This is a genomic window from Patescibacteria group bacterium (assembly GCA_026415775.1).
Lineage (GTDB): Bacteria > Patescibacteriota > Minisyncoccia > UBA6257 > JAAZHW01 > SKW32.
Genome location: JAOAGL010000001.1, coordinates 223,493 through 239,615, shown reverse-complemented (window position 1 = coordinate 239,615; position 16,123 = coordinate 223,493). Strand labels below are relative to the sequence as shown.

Annotated in this window: 13 protein-coding genes, 2 tRNA genes and 1 pseudogene; 3 read left to right on the top strand and 13 right to left on the bottom strand. The window is 32.4% G+C overall.

From position 1 onward, the window contains the following. Positions 1-147: 147 nt before the first annotated feature. From cysS to rpsL, 6 genes are all read right to left on the bottom strand, one after another. Complete coding sequence (gene cysS / locus N2692_01310) at positions 148-1,560, bottom strand: cysteine--tRNA ligase (protein ID MCX8015925.1); 1,413 nt, start codon at positions 1,558-1,560, stop codon at positions 148-150. A 45-nt stretch (positions 1,561-1,605) separates the two neighbouring features. Next, the gene (gene truB, locus N2692_01305) at positions 1,606-2,262 is read right to left on the bottom strand and encodes a tRNA pseudouridine(55) synthase TruB (protein MCX8015924.1); all 657 of its coding nucleotides are present in this window, start codon (positions 2,260-2,262) and stop codon (positions 1,606-1,608) included. Beyond that, complete coding sequence (gene ileS / locus N2692_01300) at positions 2,262-5,132, bottom strand: isoleucine--tRNA ligase (GenBank protein MCX8015923.1); 2,871 nt, start codon at positions 5,130-5,132, stop codon at positions 2,262-2,264. Before ileS ends, truB begins: the two co-directional genes overlap by 1 nt. A gap of 114 nt (positions 5,133-5,246) precedes the next feature. Continuing rightward, positions 5,247-7,352: an elongation factor G gene (gene fusA, locus N2692_01295; GenBank protein ID MCX8015922.1), complete on the bottom strand. Its 2,106-nt coding sequence runs from the start codon at positions 7,350-7,352 to the stop codon at positions 5,247-5,249. A 69-nt stretch (positions 7,353-7,421) separates the two neighbouring features. Further along, a complete protein-coding gene (gene rpsG / locus N2692_01290) occupies positions 7,422-7,889 on the bottom strand; it encodes a 30S ribosomal protein S7 (protein ID MCX8015921.1) in 468 nt (155 codons plus the stop codon). A 6-nt stretch (positions 7,890-7,895) separates the two neighbouring features. Beyond that, positions 7,896-8,306 (bottom strand): 30S ribosomal protein S12, encoded by a 411-nt coding sequence (gene rpsL / locus N2692_01285; GenBank protein ID MCX8015920.1) that lies wholly within the window; start codon positions 8,304-8,306, stop codon positions 7,896-7,898. Between the two features lie 90 nt (positions 8,307-8,396). On the opposite strand from rpsL, the gene N2692_01280 reads away from it, so the two are divergent. Beyond that, positions 8,397-9,302, top strand: coding sequence for a magnesium transporter CorA family protein (locus tag N2692_01280; protein MCX8015919.1), 906 nt, complete (start codon positions 8,397-8,399; stop codon positions 9,300-9,302). Here N2692_01280 and N2692_01275 read toward each other — a convergent pair. The 7 genes from N2692_01275 to N2692_01245 form a co-directional block, all read right to left on the bottom strand. Further along, positions 9,299-10,168 (bottom strand): MBL fold metallo-hydrolase, encoded by an 870-nt coding sequence (locus N2692_01275; protein ID MCX8015918.1) that lies wholly within the window; start codon positions 10,166-10,168, stop codon positions 9,299-9,301. The genes N2692_01280 and N2692_01275 overlap by 4 nt on opposite strands. Continuing rightward, positions 10,140-11,645 (bottom strand): competence protein ComEC family protein, encoded by a 1,506-nt coding sequence (locus N2692_01270; protein ID MCX8015917.1) that lies wholly within the window; start codon positions 11,643-11,645, stop codon positions 10,140-10,142. The genes N2692_01275 and N2692_01270 overlap by 29 nt, the downstream gene beginning before the upstream one ends. Positions 11,646-11,647: 2 nt before the next feature. Continuing rightward, entirely contained in the window at positions 11,648-12,613 is a 966-nt protein-coding gene (locus tag N2692_01265) for a YvcK family protein (protein ID MCX8015916.1), read from the bottom strand. Between the two features lie 41 nt (positions 12,614-12,654). Next, positions 12,655-12,743: transfer RNA gene (locus tag N2692_01260), tRNA-Leu, on the bottom strand. A gap of 18 nt (positions 12,744-12,761) precedes the next feature. Further along, positions 12,762-12,833: transfer RNA gene (locus N2692_01255), tRNA-Cys, on the bottom strand. Between the two features lie 46 nt (positions 12,834-12,879). Continuing rightward, on the bottom strand, positions 12,880-13,230 hold the full coding sequence (rbfA, locus tag N2692_01250; GenBank protein ID MCX8015915.1) for a 30S ribosome-binding factor RbfA: 351 nt from the start codon (positions 13,228-13,230) through the stop codon (positions 12,880-12,882). Continuing rightward, positions 13,227-14,546 carry a hypothetical protein gene (locus tag N2692_01245; protein ID MCX8015914.1) on the bottom strand — a complete coding sequence of 440 codons (1,320 nt, stop codon included), beginning with the start codon at positions 14,544-14,546 and terminating at the stop codon, positions 13,227-13,229. Before N2692_01245 ends, rbfA begins: the two co-directional genes overlap by 4 nt. A 43-nt stretch (positions 14,547-14,589) precedes the next feature. Here N2692_01245 and ychF point away from each other — a divergent pair, with 43 nt between their 5' ends. Further along, positions 14,590-15,687, top strand: coding sequence for a redox-regulated ATPase YchF (gene ychF, locus N2692_01240; GenBank protein ID MCX8015913.1), 1,098 nt, complete (start codon positions 14,590-14,592; stop codon positions 15,685-15,687). Between the two features lie 44 nt (positions 15,688-15,731). Next, positions 15,732-16,061 (top strand): annotated as a pseudogene (gene rplS, locus N2692_01235) (50S ribosomal protein L19). Positions 16,062-16,123 lie beyond the last annotated feature (62 nt).

Here is a 16,123-nt window from a genome sequence, read left to right as displayed (position 1 = left end):
ACAACTTCGAAAACAACAACCACTTTCTCTAATAATTTTGCTTTTATTTTTAGTAATTACTTTCGGTAGTATAACTTTTTGCATGTTTGCAAAAAATTAATCGACTAAATTTAAAATAAATTAAAATTTCTATTTTGTCAACAACTCCTATCTTTTCCGCACCACCGGGCCCGAAGGGGTATCCTCAATTAAATAGCCGAGGTTTTTAATTTTTTCTCTTAATTCATCAGCTTTTTGATAATTTTTTTGCTGGCGGTACATCTCTCGTTCATTAACCAATTTCAAAATTTTAGAAGGAATTTTTTCTTCTTTTAATTCTGCTAATTTTAAACCCAAAACTTTATCAAAATCCAAAAGTAAATAATATTTTTCAGAAGCACTGATATTTTTATCTTTTATCATCTGCCACATCAAAGCCAATGCTTGAGGAATTTTTAAATCCTCACTAATAAAATAATTAAATTTTTTCTGATACTTTTTAGCTTTTTGTCCCAAATTTAATTGAGTCTTTGACACTTGTTTTTTAAACTCTTTAACTTTTTCATACAACCGATTAAGAGCAGCTTGGGCAGCAGCTAATCCTTCCCATGAAAAAGTTAATTTTTGCCGATAATGAGTTGTAAAACAAAAATATCGATAAGCCAAAGGATTAAAATTTTTAGCTATTAAATCATTCAAAGTAATAAAATTGCCTTCGGATTTTGACATTTTTCCTTTATCTAAAATTAAAAACTCGCCATGCAGCCAATAATTAGCCAAAATTTTACCATAAGCCGCCTCGGCTTGAGCAATTTCATTTGTATGATGAATTAGAATATGGTCTATCCCGCCGCAATGAATATCAAAAGGAATGCCCAAAAATTTCGAAGCCATCACCACACACTCCGTATGCCAACCAGGAAAACCCCTGCCCCATGGCGAATCCCACTCCATTTGTCTTTTAACGCCAAGTGGCGTAAATTTCCATAAAGCAAAATCAGTTAAATTTTTCTTTCCTTCAATTTTTTCAATGCGTGCATATTTTTCTAAATCAATTTCTTTGATTTTCTTTTTTAGTTTTTTCGGCCATAAACGGCCATAATTTTTTAGTTTTGAAGTATCAAAATAAATTCCATCGGTAATGCGATAAATATAACCTTTCTTCTCCAAAATCTGAATTAATTTTATTTGATCTTTGATGGTATCAGTTGCTTTCACCCAAATATCTGGTTCTAAAATGTTAAGCGCTTGAATATCTTTTTTAAAAGCTTCGGTATAAAATTTGGCTATCTGCCAAGCATTTTGTCCTTCTTTTTTTGCTGCTAATTCGATTTTATCCTCGCCGCTATCAGCCTGCGAAGTTAAATGTCCAACATCAGTAATATTCATCACGTGTTTAACTTTATAATTGTTATATCTCAAAACGCGTTTTAATACATCCTCGAAAATATAAGTGCGTAAATTACCAATATGGGCATAAGAATAAACTGTTGGACCGCAAGTATACAAACCAACCTTTTTATCTTTTAAAGGTTTAAATATTTGCAGTTTGTGCGTCAGATTATTAAAAAATTTCAGCATAAAATATTACTGTTATTTTATCAAAAAAATACATTCTTTCCAAATTTATTTCTGGAAGAAAAATCCTAAAGTTAAACAATTTTCTTTCTTAAAATCACCTACCCGAATACGTTCCAAATCTTTAAGATAAGCGCCAGTTCTAAGTGTTTCTCCAATATCTCGCGCCAAAGAACGCACATAAAAACCAGGCCCGCAAACAATTTTAATTTTCAAATAAGGCCAGCGGTAATAAATTAAATCAATTTTTTTTACCTCAACCAATCGCTCTGGTAAAGAAATTTTTTTACCCATTCGTGCATATTTATAAGCTTCTTTGCCTTTAACTTTAATAGCACTAAAAAGAGGGGGTTTTTGCCAAAATTTACCAGTAAATTTTTTAAGTATATCTAAAATTTCTCCTTTGCTCGGTTTTTTACTAATCTCTATTTTAATTTTTTCACCCTCATCATCATCAGTTGAACTAAATTCGCCTAATTTAATTAAAGCCAAATACTCTTTTTCTTTTTTTAATTCTTCATTTAAATTTTTAGTAGCAGAACGACCAACTCCAACAACTAAAACGCCTTTTGCTAAAGGATCTAAAGTGCCAGCATGTCCTACCTTCTCTTTTGTTTTTCTTTTAATAATTTCAACAACAGCTGCGGAAGTAATGCCTTTTGGTTTATATACCGCAAAAATTTTTCCTTTTAAATCTTCAAACATTATTTCAATAAAGCAATTTTGATTTTTTCGTCATTAATTTCAAATTCCTTGCCATCTAATGCTTCGCCGAATTTTATCTCTGAACTCAAACATTTTTTCTTAATTTCCTCGCTAAATTTTTCAACAACGCTCCTCAATTTTTCATTGTCTATTTTAAACTCCAAAACCACATCTTTATCATCAACACTTAAACCTTTTTCTTTTCTTAATTGATTAATGCGACGTATTAACTCTCGCAATATACCTTCTTCTTCTAAGTCGGCTGGAATTTCTGTGTCTAACCAATTTTTGGGACCCAACGCAATTTCCTTTACATTCAGCTCATCTTTAACTAAATCTTCGTATAATTGATTAAACAACTCCTCATCAGCAAACTGAATTTGTTTTAATGGTTGGCGAATTTTAATTTGAGCTTCAGACCTTAAAGCTAATCCTATTTCAACTGCCTCACGTGTCTTTTTCATTCGTTCAATCACTTCTTTATCAATAAGCTGTTCGTTTACTATTGGCCAATCCTCCAAATGCACCGATTCTTTTTCACCTTTTAATTCTTGATAAAGATGCTCGGCCAAAAATGGCATAACTGGAGCAATTAATTTTGACAATTCCATCAATACATAACGCAAGGTAGCAATAGCTTTTTCATCGCCATTTTTAAAGCGCTCGCGAGAACGCCTTACATACCATGTTGACAAATCATCAATAAACTCCGCAATTGGTCGATTAGCTTTTGGCAAATCATAAGTATCATATGCTTCAGTCATTTCTTTCTTTAGCAACTCTAATCGCGTTACAATCCAAATATCCAACACATTCTCAAGTGGCAGAATTAATTTATTTATTTCTTTGCCAGCATAAAGCTTATAAAAACTCAAAACATTCAACAAAATCAAAATTACCTTTTTATAAACCTCATCAACTTCTTTCTCTGAAAAACATAAATCCTCAGCTTTCATTACTTGCGAAGTAGTTAAATAATACCGAACAGCATCAGCGCTGTATTTTTCTAAAACCTCTAAAGGATCAGTATAATTTTTAAGATGTTTAGACATTTTTCTTCCGTCTTCAGCCAAAACAATGCCATTAGCAATTACGTTTTTAAAAGCAGCACTATTCTTTAAGGCGGTGGCTATAACATGAAGATAATAAAACCAGGCGCGTGTTTGATCGACGCCTTCAGCAATAAACTCAGCAGGAAAGTTCTTCTCCAATTTTTCCTTATTCTCAAATGGATAATGCATTTGAGCATAAGGCATTGAACCAGATTCAAACCAACAATCTAAAACATCAGGTATGCGCTTCATAATACCGCCACACTTTTCGCATTTTAAAGTAATTTTATCAATGAAATGCTTATGAAGATCTTCTACTTTTTCACCAGAAAGCTCTTCTAATTCTTTAATTGAACCAACAACTTTTTTCTCACCGCAATTTTGACATACCCACAAAGGAATGACCGACCCCCAATATCTTTGTCGAGAAATTGCCCAATCTCTAGCGCCTTCCAACCATTTACCAAACCTGCCTTCTTTCAAATGTGCTGGCACCCAATTGATAATTTCAGCATTTTTTAAAAGTTGTGGTTTTATTTCTGTTACCTTCACAAATAAAGAAGTGGTTGCATAATTCAACAACGGCGAATCACAACGCCAACAATGAGGATAACTATGAGTGTATTTTTCTACTTCAAAAACTAAATTTTTCTTTTGTAAAAATTCAATTACTTTCTGATCAGTAGAAGTTGGCGCTTCCTTTGGTTTAACTGGCAACCCTTTAAAATCAACTACCTCCTCTTTAAATCTTCCATCCAAACCAACATGCTGAATAAAAGGCAGTTGCTTTTCTTTCCCTAACATCATATCTTCTTCACCAAAAGCTGGCGCAATGTGGACAACCCCAGTACCATCTTCTACTGTAACAAAATTGGCCGATTGAATCGTATAAAGACGTTCTTTATTATTTAATGGCTTATTAAGATAGTAATCAAATAAGGGGATATAATTTTGATTAATTAATTTTTCAGAAGGAACTACTTCAATAAATTCCAAATCAATTGTTGAATTTTCCTGTTCAAATTTATTTTTTAATTTTTCAAAAAAGTTTCTGGAGGCAATATAAATACCATTTAAAGAAGGGTGGTTTTTAATCTCAAATTTAACATATTCAATATTTTCACCAATAGCCAAAGCTACATTACCAATCAAAGTCCATGGCGTTGTCGTCCATGCCAAAATATAAGTTTTTGGTTCGTTTTTTAATTCAAATTTTACTGTTACTGCTAAATCCTCAACATCAAGATATCCTTCTGAAACTTCATATTGAGATAAAGTGGTCTCGCACCGAGGACAAATATGCATTGCTTTGTAATCTTCGTAAATTAATCCCTTATCCCACAATTCCTTAAAAACCCACCAAATACTTTCCATATAATCAAGGTCCATCGTTCTATACGGATTTTCCATATCAACCCAGCGTCCAAATCTTTCAATTACCTTCTTCCATTCTTCGGCATATGTTAAAACGCTTTGACGACACGTTTCATTAAATTTATCAATACCTATTTTTTCAATATCTTTTTTAGTTTTTAAATCTAAAGCTTCTTCAACAATATTCTCAATTGGCATGCCATGACAATCCCAACCCCAACGTCTTTCAACACGATATCCTTTCATAGTAAAGTAACGTGGCACTATATCTTTCATTAAACTAGCTACTAAATGTCCGTAATGAGGTGTTCCTGTGGCAAAAGGCGGTCCATCATAAAAAATATAATCGCCTTTTGGCGCATCTTTAGCAACAGATTTTTCAAAAATTTTATTTTCTTTCCAAAATTTAATAATTTGTTTTTCTATTTCGGGAAATAACTGCATAATTTTTAATATTCTTATTATAATTTTTTCGACTGATTTTGTAAATAAATTTTTAAAAGGGCCGCTTGGAGTTCTCTCCAAGCGGCCCAAATTTCATCTCCTTCTTGGAGAGAACTACTTGCGGCCCGCAATAATTTGTTCAGCAATGTTTTTCGGCACTTCTTCGTAATGGTCAAATTCCATTGTAATAAATCCTCGGCCTTCAGTTAAAGAACGCAAGTTTGTTACATAACCAAACATTTCAGCCAAAGGCACCTTTGCGTCAATTACCTTACTATCCAAACGATCCGAAATTTGTTCAATGCGCGCCCGACGAGAATTCAAATCGCCTGTTACCTCACCTAAGAATTTAGCAGGAACAATCACTTGAATTTTCATGATTGGCTCCAATAAAACAGGATTTGCTTTTTTTACAGCATCTTGTAAAGCAATGGAAGCGGCAATTTTGAAGGCAAACTCCGAAGAATCAACCTCATGGAATGAACCATCGTATAAAGTTACACGAATGTCTTGTAATGGATAACCCGCCAAAACACCCTTCTGAGCTGCTTCTTTCACGCCCTTCTCAACAGCAGGAATAAATTCTTGCGGAATAGCACCACTTTTAATTTCATCTACAAATTCAAAGTTCTTTCCGCGTTCTAAAGGTTCCACTCTCAACCAAACATGACCATATTGACCACGACCACCACTCTGACGAATATATTTTCCTTCCGCCTCAGACATCGCTTTTATAGTTTCTTTATAAGCAACTTGCGGCCGACCGGTATTAGCTTCAACTTTAAATTCTCGACGCATGCGATCAACCAAAACATCCAAGTGTAATTCGCCCATTCCTTTGATAATTGTCTCGCCTGTTTCTTGATCGCTCGCCACCTGAAAAGTAGGATCTTCTTCGGCTAATTTTCTTAAAGCAATACTCATTTTTTCCTGATCAGCTTTAGTTTTTGGTTCAATACGCATTGAAATAACTGGTTCTGGAAATTCAATTTTTTCTAATATAATAGGATGTTCTTCGTCGCATAAAGTATCACCAGTTGTGGTTGATTTTAAACCAACGAGTGCGGCAATATCTCCAGCAAAAACTTCTTCTACCTCCTCGCGATGATTGGCGTGCATTCTAACAATTCTTCCCGCTCGTTCTTTTTGCCCTTTGGTAGCATTTAAAATATAACTGCCCCTCTTAAGAGTTCCTGAATAAACACGAAAATAAGTTAAATTTCCCACAAATGGATCAGTAGCGATTTTAAAAGCTAAAGCAGTAAAAGGTTCGTTATCGCTAACCTGTCTAATAATTTCTTGTCCGCTTTTTGGATCAAAGCCTTTCGTCGGCGGCAAATCCAAAGGTGACGGCAAATAATCAACAACGCCATCAAGTAAAAATTGAACGCCTTTATTTCTCAAAGCCGAACCACAAAAAACTGGCACAATTTTACTTTCAATTGTCGCTTTTCTTAACGCCTTTCTTAATTCTTCAATTGAAATTTCTTTGCCTTCTAAATAACGATTCATCAATTCTTCATCGGTTTCAACAATTTTTTCCACTAATTCTTCCCTTAATTTTTTAGCTTCATCTATTAAATTTTTGGGGATTTCCATCTCATTAATAAATTCGCCTTTTTCACCGGTGAAATTAAAAGCTTTCATTGTTAAAAGATCAATAATTCCTTCAAATTCAGATTCCAATCCAATATTTAATTGAACTGGCATTGCATTAGGATTCAATCGTTCACGAATAGATTGGAGAGAACGCGTAAAACTAGCACCCATTCTATCTAATTTATTAACAAAACAAATGCGAGGCACGTGAAATTTATCTGCTTGATGCCAAACGGTTTCTGATTGCGGTTCGACACCAGCTACTCCATCAAAAACAACAACCGCCCCATCCAAAACGCGAAGAGATCGCTGAACTTCAACTGTAAAATCAATGTGACCAGGCGTATCAATAAGATTAATGCGAAATTCTTTCTTTGCTCGCTCTTCTGGAGTTTTATAAGTCTGAGTCCAAAAACAAGTTGTTGCCGCAGCGGTAATAGTAATACCCCTCTCTCTTTCTTGCTCCATCCAATCCATAATCGCTTCTCCTTCATGAACTTCGCCAATTTTATGAGAAATACCAGTGTAATATAAAATACGCTCGGAAACCGTTGTTTTCCCAGCGTCAATATGAGCAATAATTCCGATATCTCTAGTTTTTTCTAATGAATATTCTCGCATATATTATCAAAAGTGTCTTTAATTTAAATGGATTAAAAAATCCGACTCATTGATTTTATAATAAGAAATTTACCATGAAAAATGAGCAAAGGCGCGATTGGCTTCGGCAATACGATGAGTATCCATTTTTTTCTTTACAGCTGCCCCCTCATTATTGCTGGCAGCAATAATTTCTTCGGCTAATTTTTCATAAGCAGATTTACCACGCCGTGAACGCACTGCCTGAATTATCCAGCGACACGCTAAAGTAAATTGTCGCTCCGGTTTAACCAGTTGGGGTACTTGATAATTAGCACCACCAATTCGTTTGGATTTTACCTCTACTAAAGGCGAAGCGTTTTTTAAAGCAAGATCAAAAACTTCCAATGGATCCTTGCCTGTCTTCTGTTTTATTAATTCCATTGCTTTATAAAAATTTTTTTCAGCCGTTGCTTTCTGCCCGCGCTGCATCAAATAATTAATAAATCGGGTGCACTCAACTCGATTAAAAACTAAATCTGGTTCATATGTTCTCTTTTTTGGATTTTTCTTACGCATAATTTATTATTGTGGCTTCTTTGCGCCGTATTTAGAACGTTGCTGACGACGACCTTCTACTCCCGTAGCATCCAAAACACCACGAACAATATGATAACGAACGCCTGGTAAATCTTTGACGCGGCCGCCTCGCACCAATACAACCGAATGCTCTTGTAAATTATGACCAATACCTGGAATATAAGCCGTTACTTCAATACCATTAGTTAATCTAACACGCGCTACTTTACGCAAGGCGGAATTTGGTTTTTTGGGAGTGGTTGTAAAAACCTTCAAACAAACCCCGCGTTTGAATGGCGAGGGATATTTCACAGGCCTATTCTTTTTATAATTAAAACCCCAGATTAATGCTGGTGCTTTACTTTTATAAACAATTCTTTTTCGTCCTTTTTTAATTAATTGATTGATTGTTGGCATAAATATGTAAAATACTTTAACAAATAAAAAGCTTGATGTCAAGCAATTTGCTTGTGTTTTTTGTTTTTTATATAATAAAAATATAAAACTATGAAACAAGAAATTAATTCTAAAATCAATTGGATTGATATTCTGTCTCCATCACAAGAAGATCTAAAATTTTTAAAAGATAAATTTAAACTTCATCCTATTTTGCTTGAAGAATTAAAACAACCCTCCACGCGTTCTAAAATTGAAATTTATGATAATTTAATGTTTATCGTTTATTATTTTTCAAATTACAACGAAAACGAAAAAACCTCAGAAGCTGTTGAAGTTGATTTTCTAATAACCCGCGACTATTTAATAACAGTACGCTATAAGAACTACGAACCGATCGATGAAATCTTCGCCGAATTAAAAAAGGAGTTATCAAATCAATATCTTAATCAAACCCCCGCTCACTTGCTTTATTATATTTTAGAAAATGGTTTAATTTTTTCTCTTCGCCAATTAACACATATTCAGGAAAAGATTAAACAAATAGAATGCGAATTGTTTAGAGGAGAACATAAGTCATTAATTGAAAAAATTGCCATTGTAAAAAGAGATATTTTGGATCAACGGATTATCGCTCGTCTCCAGCACCCGATTTTGGAATCTTTAAAGCTTAAGGGTTTAAACTTCTTTGGAAAAAACTTGGAAATTTATTTTAATGACCTTTTGGGTGATTATGAAAAATTGTGGATGAGCATTGATAATTTGAAAGAAACAATTGAATCGCTAGAAAACACCAATAACACCTTTTTCGAAAGCCGCACAAATGAAATTATGAAAATTTTAACCATTATGGCCTTCATCACTTTTCCTTTAACTCTTTTTTCGAGTATTTTTAGCATGAATACCGAAAACACCCCCTTAGTTTCTTCCCCTTATGGTTTTTGGTATATTGTTGGTTTAATGTTTTTATTTGCAACGCTATTTTTGGTTATTTTTAAAAAGAAAAAGTGGCTTTAAAAAGAAAAGGTTTGAATTTCCATACCTTTATTAAAAATAATCTTGATATTATGGTTAATATCGGTTCTCAAAATTTGAGAGCCGATTTTTGTTAAAAAATCGATAACTTCAGAATGAGGATGATTAAAACGATTATTTAAACCAACACCGATTAAAGAAATTTTTGGTTTCACTGAATCTAAAAATTCTTTATTTAAACTAGTTTTTGAACCATGATGAGCCACTTTTAAAACATCAACAACCAATCCATTATTAAAATAATTTTGGATTTGTCCAAGAATTTTTTGAGAAACATCTCCTAAAAATAAAGCTGTACCAAAAAAGTTTTTAAAATATAAAATTAAAGAATTATCATTTAAATCTTTTATATTTGAATTTGGTGGTGGCCACAAAATATCAAATCGATTATCACCTATTTTTATTTTATCTCCCCTAGCCAGAATTATAATAGGAACTTTTTTTTGTTTTAACTTATTAATTAATTCTTGAAATGATTGGGCATCCGAATTAAAACCATTGTAAATAAAAATTTGGGGTTCAGTATTATTAATTAATTTTAAAAAACCACCATAATGATCCAGGTTCGCATGACTTAAAATCCAAATATCAACCGAACGTTTAAAATAGCCGCCGATTTTAGCAAGGGAATGTTCTATTATTTTTCCATCGCCTGAATCAATTAGTATCCGCCCAGAAAAAGGAAAATTAAGCAATGTAGCATCTCCTTGGCCTACATCTAAAAAATAAAATTCCACCGCTCGCGAATCAGCTAAAATAAAATACCATAAAATAGCATCTAAAATTATTAAGAAAAGAATAGCGATTATTAAATTTTTCTCAAATACTTTTTGTTTTTCCTCGAACATATTTTTTATTTATTAATATCAAAAGAAAAAATATCACAACCACCCAAAATACTATTTCGGAAAATCCTCCAAAATTAATGGTAGCCAAAGAAAAACGGCTAAAAATTTTTATTATTAAAATCTCAAAATATAAAAATAGATAAGGAAAAACTCCGACAATAATCCCTAACCATGTATGCAAATACGATAAAATTACGGCTATAAATCCCAAAAGCATTGTATAAGGAATTAAAGATATTATTAAAACATTAACAAGAGGGGAAATTAACGAAATATAACCAAAACGAAAAATTAACAGCGGCAAAACAGCTAATTGAGCAGAAAAAGTTGTTGCAACTACTTGACGCCAATTTAAAAAAGATGGTTTTTCGGTTTGAAAAACACGATTAAAAAATGGAGAAAAATAAATTAATCCTAATGTTGCCGCAAAAGATAATTGAAAACCAATATCAAAACGTAAAATTTTAGGGTTTATTAAAATCATTAAAAAAGCCGCAAAAAACAATGCATTTTTAATTTGATAAGGTTTGCCTAATCTATAGCTTAAAACTAAAATTCCTCCCATAATTCCCGCTCGCACAATAGAAGGCGAGGTGCCAGTTAAAACAACAAAAAACAAAATAAAAATTATAACCAACCAAAAAGCTTTTGGACGCACTATACCCAAAACAATTAAAAAAGCATAAACGGCATTAGTAATAATAGTAATATTAAATCCCGACAAGGCAATTAAATGCATCGTACCAGTTTTTTGCAGCGCAACTTCCAAATCTTTATCCAACGTTCTCTTTTCGCCTAAAAGCAAACCATTCAAAAAACTTCTTTCTGGTTCTGGAAAAATCTTATCAATTTGTTTTTGAAAAGAAATTCTGATTTGATACAAAAAATCTTTTAACCAAAATCCCTGATGTTTATCAATAATTTTAATTTGCGGATAATTAATCACTGAATAAATATTGCTTTTGGCTAAATAGGCCTTGTAATCAAAATCCAAGTAAGAAATTGGTTCTTCAAATTTTCCTGTAAAAATAATTTTATCACCATAATGAAATTCTTCACAACTGCCTTTTGTTCTAATTAGAACTTTTTCTTGGAAAGGCAACAATAATTTGGCCTCAAAAGAAGTGCTATTATATTGGCAAATAGGCAGATTCGAAATAATAGCTTTTACATTTTGAATTTCTTGGCCATTTAACAATAAACTTGAGTGGTTTTGTTGATATTTTTCATATGCTTGAAAATAAAAAAATCCGCAAGCAAAAACTAATAAATAAACAGCAAAATTTATTTTATTTTTAAATAAATATTCTTCGAAGCAAAAAATTAAACCAATTAACAAAAGAGTCAAACCGCCTATTAAATTAGTAGTGTTAAAAAATGAGGAAATAAAAACCCCGCTAATAAAAAATAGGATTAATAAAAGAAATTTGGAGGGCAAATCTTTTTTAGAAAGATTCATCAACCAATTTTTTAGCATAACTATCCACTATAAATAATTTTTTCTAAAGCATCTTTTAATTTAATTGGATCGTGACGCAATAATCCTTTATTGCGTAAAAGGTCGGTTTTAATAATTTTATATTTTAATAAAAGGTTTTTATCTAAAACAATTTTAACAAACCGAGAACCTTCTTCCTGATATTTTTTAATCCTTTTTCTATCTGGTTTGCGAGTATTAATCAAAACATAATCTAAGATATCTCTGCCTACAAATTTCTCAAACACTCTAATAAAATCGGCAGTTGTGAAATTATCAGTCTCGCCTTTTTTAGTCATAATATTAGTAATAAAAATTTTTTGTGCTCGGCTTTTTTTAACTGCCTCTTTTACGCCCTTAACAAGAAAATTGGGCAAAATACTTGTATACAAATCACCGGGGCCAATAATAATTATATCAGCTTTTGAAATAGCATCTCTAGCCAATGGATTAATCTTTACCGCTGGCTGAAGCCAAATTGTTTTGATGGGTGAAGGATTTTTTTCTTTACGACGATCAATGGCAGCTTCACCGTAAATAATTTGGCCATTTTTTAATTTGGCTAGCAAATGACAATGCTGAAGTGTTACTGGAATAACTTCGCCGGAAATATTTAAAATTTTCCCCGCTTCTAAAATTGCCTTTTGAAAATCACCGGTAATCCGCTCGAGGGCCGTTAAAAATAAATTACCAAAACTATGGCCATCCAAAAAATAACTTTCGTTAAAACGATAATTAAATAATTTTGCCAAAATTTTATTATCAGAATGAGAAAGAGCTATTAAGGCACGTCTTACATCCCCTGGTGGCAAAATACCGAATTCTTCTCGCAGAATTCCAGTAGAACCACCGGAATCAGCCATAGTTATAATAGCTGAAAGATGAATGGGTAAATTTTTTAAAGCACTTAAAACAACAAAAACGCCGGTACCCCCACCAATTACGACAACCCGTCTTTTTTTAGTCATTGAATTTTTATTCATTAAATAAATTATAACAGAAAAATTTTTGGTGCCCGGGGAGAGACTCGAACTCTCACGACCGGTGAGGGTCATTGGATTTTGAGTCCAACGCGTCTGCCAATTCCGCCACCCGGGCGCATTCCAAATTGTTAAGAGGCCTGGGTGGGAATCGAACCCACGTGTAACGGTTTTGCAGACCGTTGCCTTACCACTTGGCTACCAGGCCCTCTTTAAAACATCTTTTATAAAAATATAAAATAATTTTCAAAAAATCAAGAATTCTTTTCTTCGTTTTTAATTTTATTTAATACTTCCTCTATTTCTGCCGCTTTTTCTTCTGATAAATCATAGTGAATGATTAATTTGGGCACGGGGTGCATTTTTAATTTTTTATTCAACATCTGTTGAAGCTGATAAATATTTTTTTCAAAAAAATTTTTTATCTCTTTTGTGGCGCTCGGATAAACACTTATAAAAATTTGGGCCTGCGACAAATCTTTTGAAACATTAACTTTAGTAATTGTAACTAAAAATCCGGGCGTTAAATTTAACTCTTTTTTAAGAATCTCCGAAAAAACCTCTTTGATTAAATTATTAACTTGGGCCAAACGATAAGAACTCATGATTGTTTAATTGTTTTCTTTATTAAATCTAAAATCTCATTTAAAATTTTTTCATCTCTAGCTTCTATATTCAAACGCAAAATCATTGGTTCGGTCTGAGAAAAGCGCAAATTAAAATGAAAGTCTTTACCCCAAACCGTTAATCCATCAATTTTTGAAATTTTACCCCTTTTTTCAAAATATTTCTCTATTGTTTTAAAAATTAATTCCCTGTGTTCAGATTTTTTTAAACGAAAATTAATCTCTGGCAAAACAATAGTTTTTGAGTGATGTTTCTTTACTAAATTTTCCAAAGATTCTTTTTGCTGAGCAAAAAATTTTAGAAGCATTAAAAAAGAAAAAAGGCCTGAATCAGCAAAGAAAAATGTCTTCCAATAATAATGACCCGACTTCTCAATGCCCAATATAGCATTATATTTACGCATAGCGTATTTAAAATAACTGTGACCAGCTGGCGAAAAATACACTTGAAAACCATATTTTTTAGCACGCTCCGCCAATACTTCGCAAGAGCGACAATCCAAAATAATTTTTTTTGGTTTTTGGTTTTTAACTGTTTCTAATAAAAATATTCCGACAATATCACCCAAAATAAGCTCGCCCGTTTTATCAAAAAGATAGATGCGGTCGCCGTCGTTATCGAATTGAACCATTAAATCATTTTTTCTATTTTGAATTAATCTTTTGCTAATGGGTCGGTGAATAAATTGGATGTTTAAACGCAACTCTTTCTTTATTTTCTCCAAAATTAACTGTGTGCTTTTAGGACAACAGACTAAAATTTTTTTATTTTGAATTTTGAAAATAATATTTTTGATGCTAGTTTTTTGCAAAAGAAAATTTACGTAATCAGTAATAAAGTTTTTTCTAATAACTCTACCCTTATTTAAACCAATGGTTATTGGCCGATTAAAAAAATTGAGATTCTTTTTTATTGATTCCCCAGTAATAGCTTCTAGGTTATAATTATAAATTTTAAAACCAGTATAATTCTTCCCTAAATGTGAACCAGTAATAATAATTCCCAAATCAAACTTTTTATTTTTAATCAGATAATAAAGCATCGGCGTTGTAATAATACCAGCATCAACTACCTCAACATTATTTTGAATCAAACCTTGAGACAAATTTTTAACAAGAACTAAACCGCTCGGTTTTGAATCTCGGCCAATAATAATTTTTAATTTTTTTTTAGTTGAATTTAAAAACCGGGGCAAAAAATATCCTAAACGCCAAGCCACATCAGCATTAATGTCTTTAGGAAAAATTCCTCTAATATCATATGTAAGTAAAATTTTTTCTTTAATTGTATCCACGATAATTATAGTTTATAATAAAATTGCGATAAAAGCAAAAAATATGCTTTCTCTAGGAATTGTTGGCTTACCCAATATTGGAAAATCAACCCTCTTTCAAGCAATCACCAAAAAACAAGTGGGTATTGCTAATTTTCCTTTTACAACAATTGATCCCAATATCGGCCTTGCGCCGGTAAAAGATGAAAGATTAGATAAAATTGCCGCTATTCAAAAATCGGAAAAAATTATTCCAGCAACAGTTAAATTTGTGGATATTGCTGGATTAGTCAAAGGAGCGGCCCAAGGATTGGGCTTGGGCAACCAATTCCTTGCCCACATTCGTGAAGTTACCGCTATCGTTGAAATTATTCGATTATTTACCGCTGAAAACGTTCCCCATGTTGAAAGAGATGTTAATCCTTTAAGAGATTTAGAAATAATTTCAACAGAATTAGTTTTGGCAGATTTAGAAACTCTAGGAAGAATTTTTACCAAATTAGAAGGAGATATTAAACGCCATGACAAAGAAGCAATGGCAAAATTTGAATTAATCAAAAAATTAGAAAAACACTTGCAAGATAATAAATGGATTTCCTCTTATCCGTTAACCGAAAACGATTTAGCACTTATAAAAGAATTTAACTTTTTAACAGCTAAACCGCTTCTACTTGTATTAAATGTTGATGAATCTATTTCTGAAAATGAAATTCAAAAAATTCAAGAAGAAATATTAAAACAAACTAATAATCAATTAAAAACCGAAGATATATTAGCAATTGATTTAGCCAAAGAGTTGGATTTAGCCAATCTCACAACTCAAGAGGCCGAGGAATTGGGTTTAAAAAGAATTCCCTATTTAAATAATTTGGATGATTTGATAAGGCGCGGTTATCAAATTCTAAATCTTATTACCTTTTTCACAACCACTGGCCCAGAAGAAACGCGTGCTTGGCCTTTAAGAAATGGGTCAACTGCTTGGGAAGCAGCAGGATTAATACATAAAGATTTTCAAGAAAAATTCATTAAAGCCGAAACTGTCTATTGGAAAGACTTTGTTGAATTAGGTTCATGGGCAAAGTGTCGCGAAGCTGGTAAGCTAAAAATTGAAGGCCGCGATTATGTTGTTCGGGATGGAGATATAATTTATTATAAAATTTAAATCTCTCTTGATTTTAATTTATATTTTTATATACTAAAGTTCATATGAATGCTTTGTTAATCCAAGAAGTAACCAAAGATCAATTAAAAAATATTCCAGAAATTAAAGCTGGGATGCATGTTCGCGTCCATGAAAAAGTAAAAGAAAAAGATAGAGAAAGAATTCAGATTTTCGAAGGAATTGTGTTAGCAAAAAAACACGGAAAGGGCATCAACGCCACCTTTACTGTGAGAAAAGTTGTTGATGGTATCGGAGTAGAAAAAACTTGGCCTCTACATTCACCAATGATTGAAAAGATTGAAATTATTAAAACGCCACGCGTTAGAAGGGCAAAATTATATTTTTTGCGTCATCTTTCGCCTACTAAAATTCGTAAAAAATTGTCTGTTTTTGAAAGCGTCGTGACCGAACAAGAAACTCTAACCACCGAAAATGC

What these genes read in the sequence shown, in the direction of transcription:
- cysS (MCX8015925.1), bottom strand. Translation starts at nt 1,560, where the DNA reads ATGCTGAAATTTTTTAATAATCTGACGCACAAACTGCAAATATTTAAA.
- truB (MCX8015924.1), bottom strand. Translation starts at nt 2,262, where the DNA reads ATGTTTGAAGATTTAAAAGGAAAAATTTTTGCGGTATATAAACCAAAA.
- ileS (MCX8015923.1), bottom strand. Translation starts at nt 5,132, where the DNA reads ATGCAGTTATTTCCCGAAATAGAAAAACAAATTATTAAATTTTGGAAA.
- fusA (MCX8015922.1), bottom strand. Translation starts at nt 7,352, where the DNA reads ATGCGAGAATATTCATTAGAAAAAACTAGAGATATCGGAATTATTGCT.
- rpsG (MCX8015921.1), bottom strand. Translation starts at nt 7,889, where the DNA reads ATGCGTAAGAAAAATCCAAAAAAGAGAACATATGAACCAGATTTAGTT.
- rpsL (MCX8015920.1), bottom strand. Translation starts at nt 8,306, where the DNA reads ATGCCAACAATCAATCAATTAATTAAAAAAGGACGAAAAAGAATTGTT.
- N2692_01280 (MCX8015919.1), top strand. Translation starts at nt 8,397, where the DNA reads ATGAAACAAGAAATTAATTCTAAAATCAATTGGATTGATATTCTGTCT.
- N2692_01275 (MCX8015918.1), bottom strand. Translation starts at nt 10,168, where the DNA reads ATGTTCGAGGAAAAACAAAAAGTATTTGAGAAAAATTTAATAATCGCT.
- N2692_01270 (MCX8015917.1), bottom strand. Translation starts at nt 11,645, where the DNA reads ATGCTAAAAAATTGGTTGATGAATCTTTCTAAAAAAGATTTGCCCTCC.
- N2692_01265 (MCX8015916.1), bottom strand. Translation starts at nt 12,613, where the DNA reads ATGACTAAAAAAAGACGGGTTGTCGTAATTGGTGGGGGTACCGGCGTT.
- rbfA (MCX8015915.1), bottom strand. Translation starts at nt 13,230, where the DNA reads ATGAGTTCTTATCGTTTGGCCCAAGTTAATAATTTAATCAAAGAGGTT.
- ychF (MCX8015913.1), top strand. Translation starts at nt 14,590, where the DNA reads ATGCTTTCTCTAGGAATTGTTGGCTTACCCAATATTGGAAAATCAACC.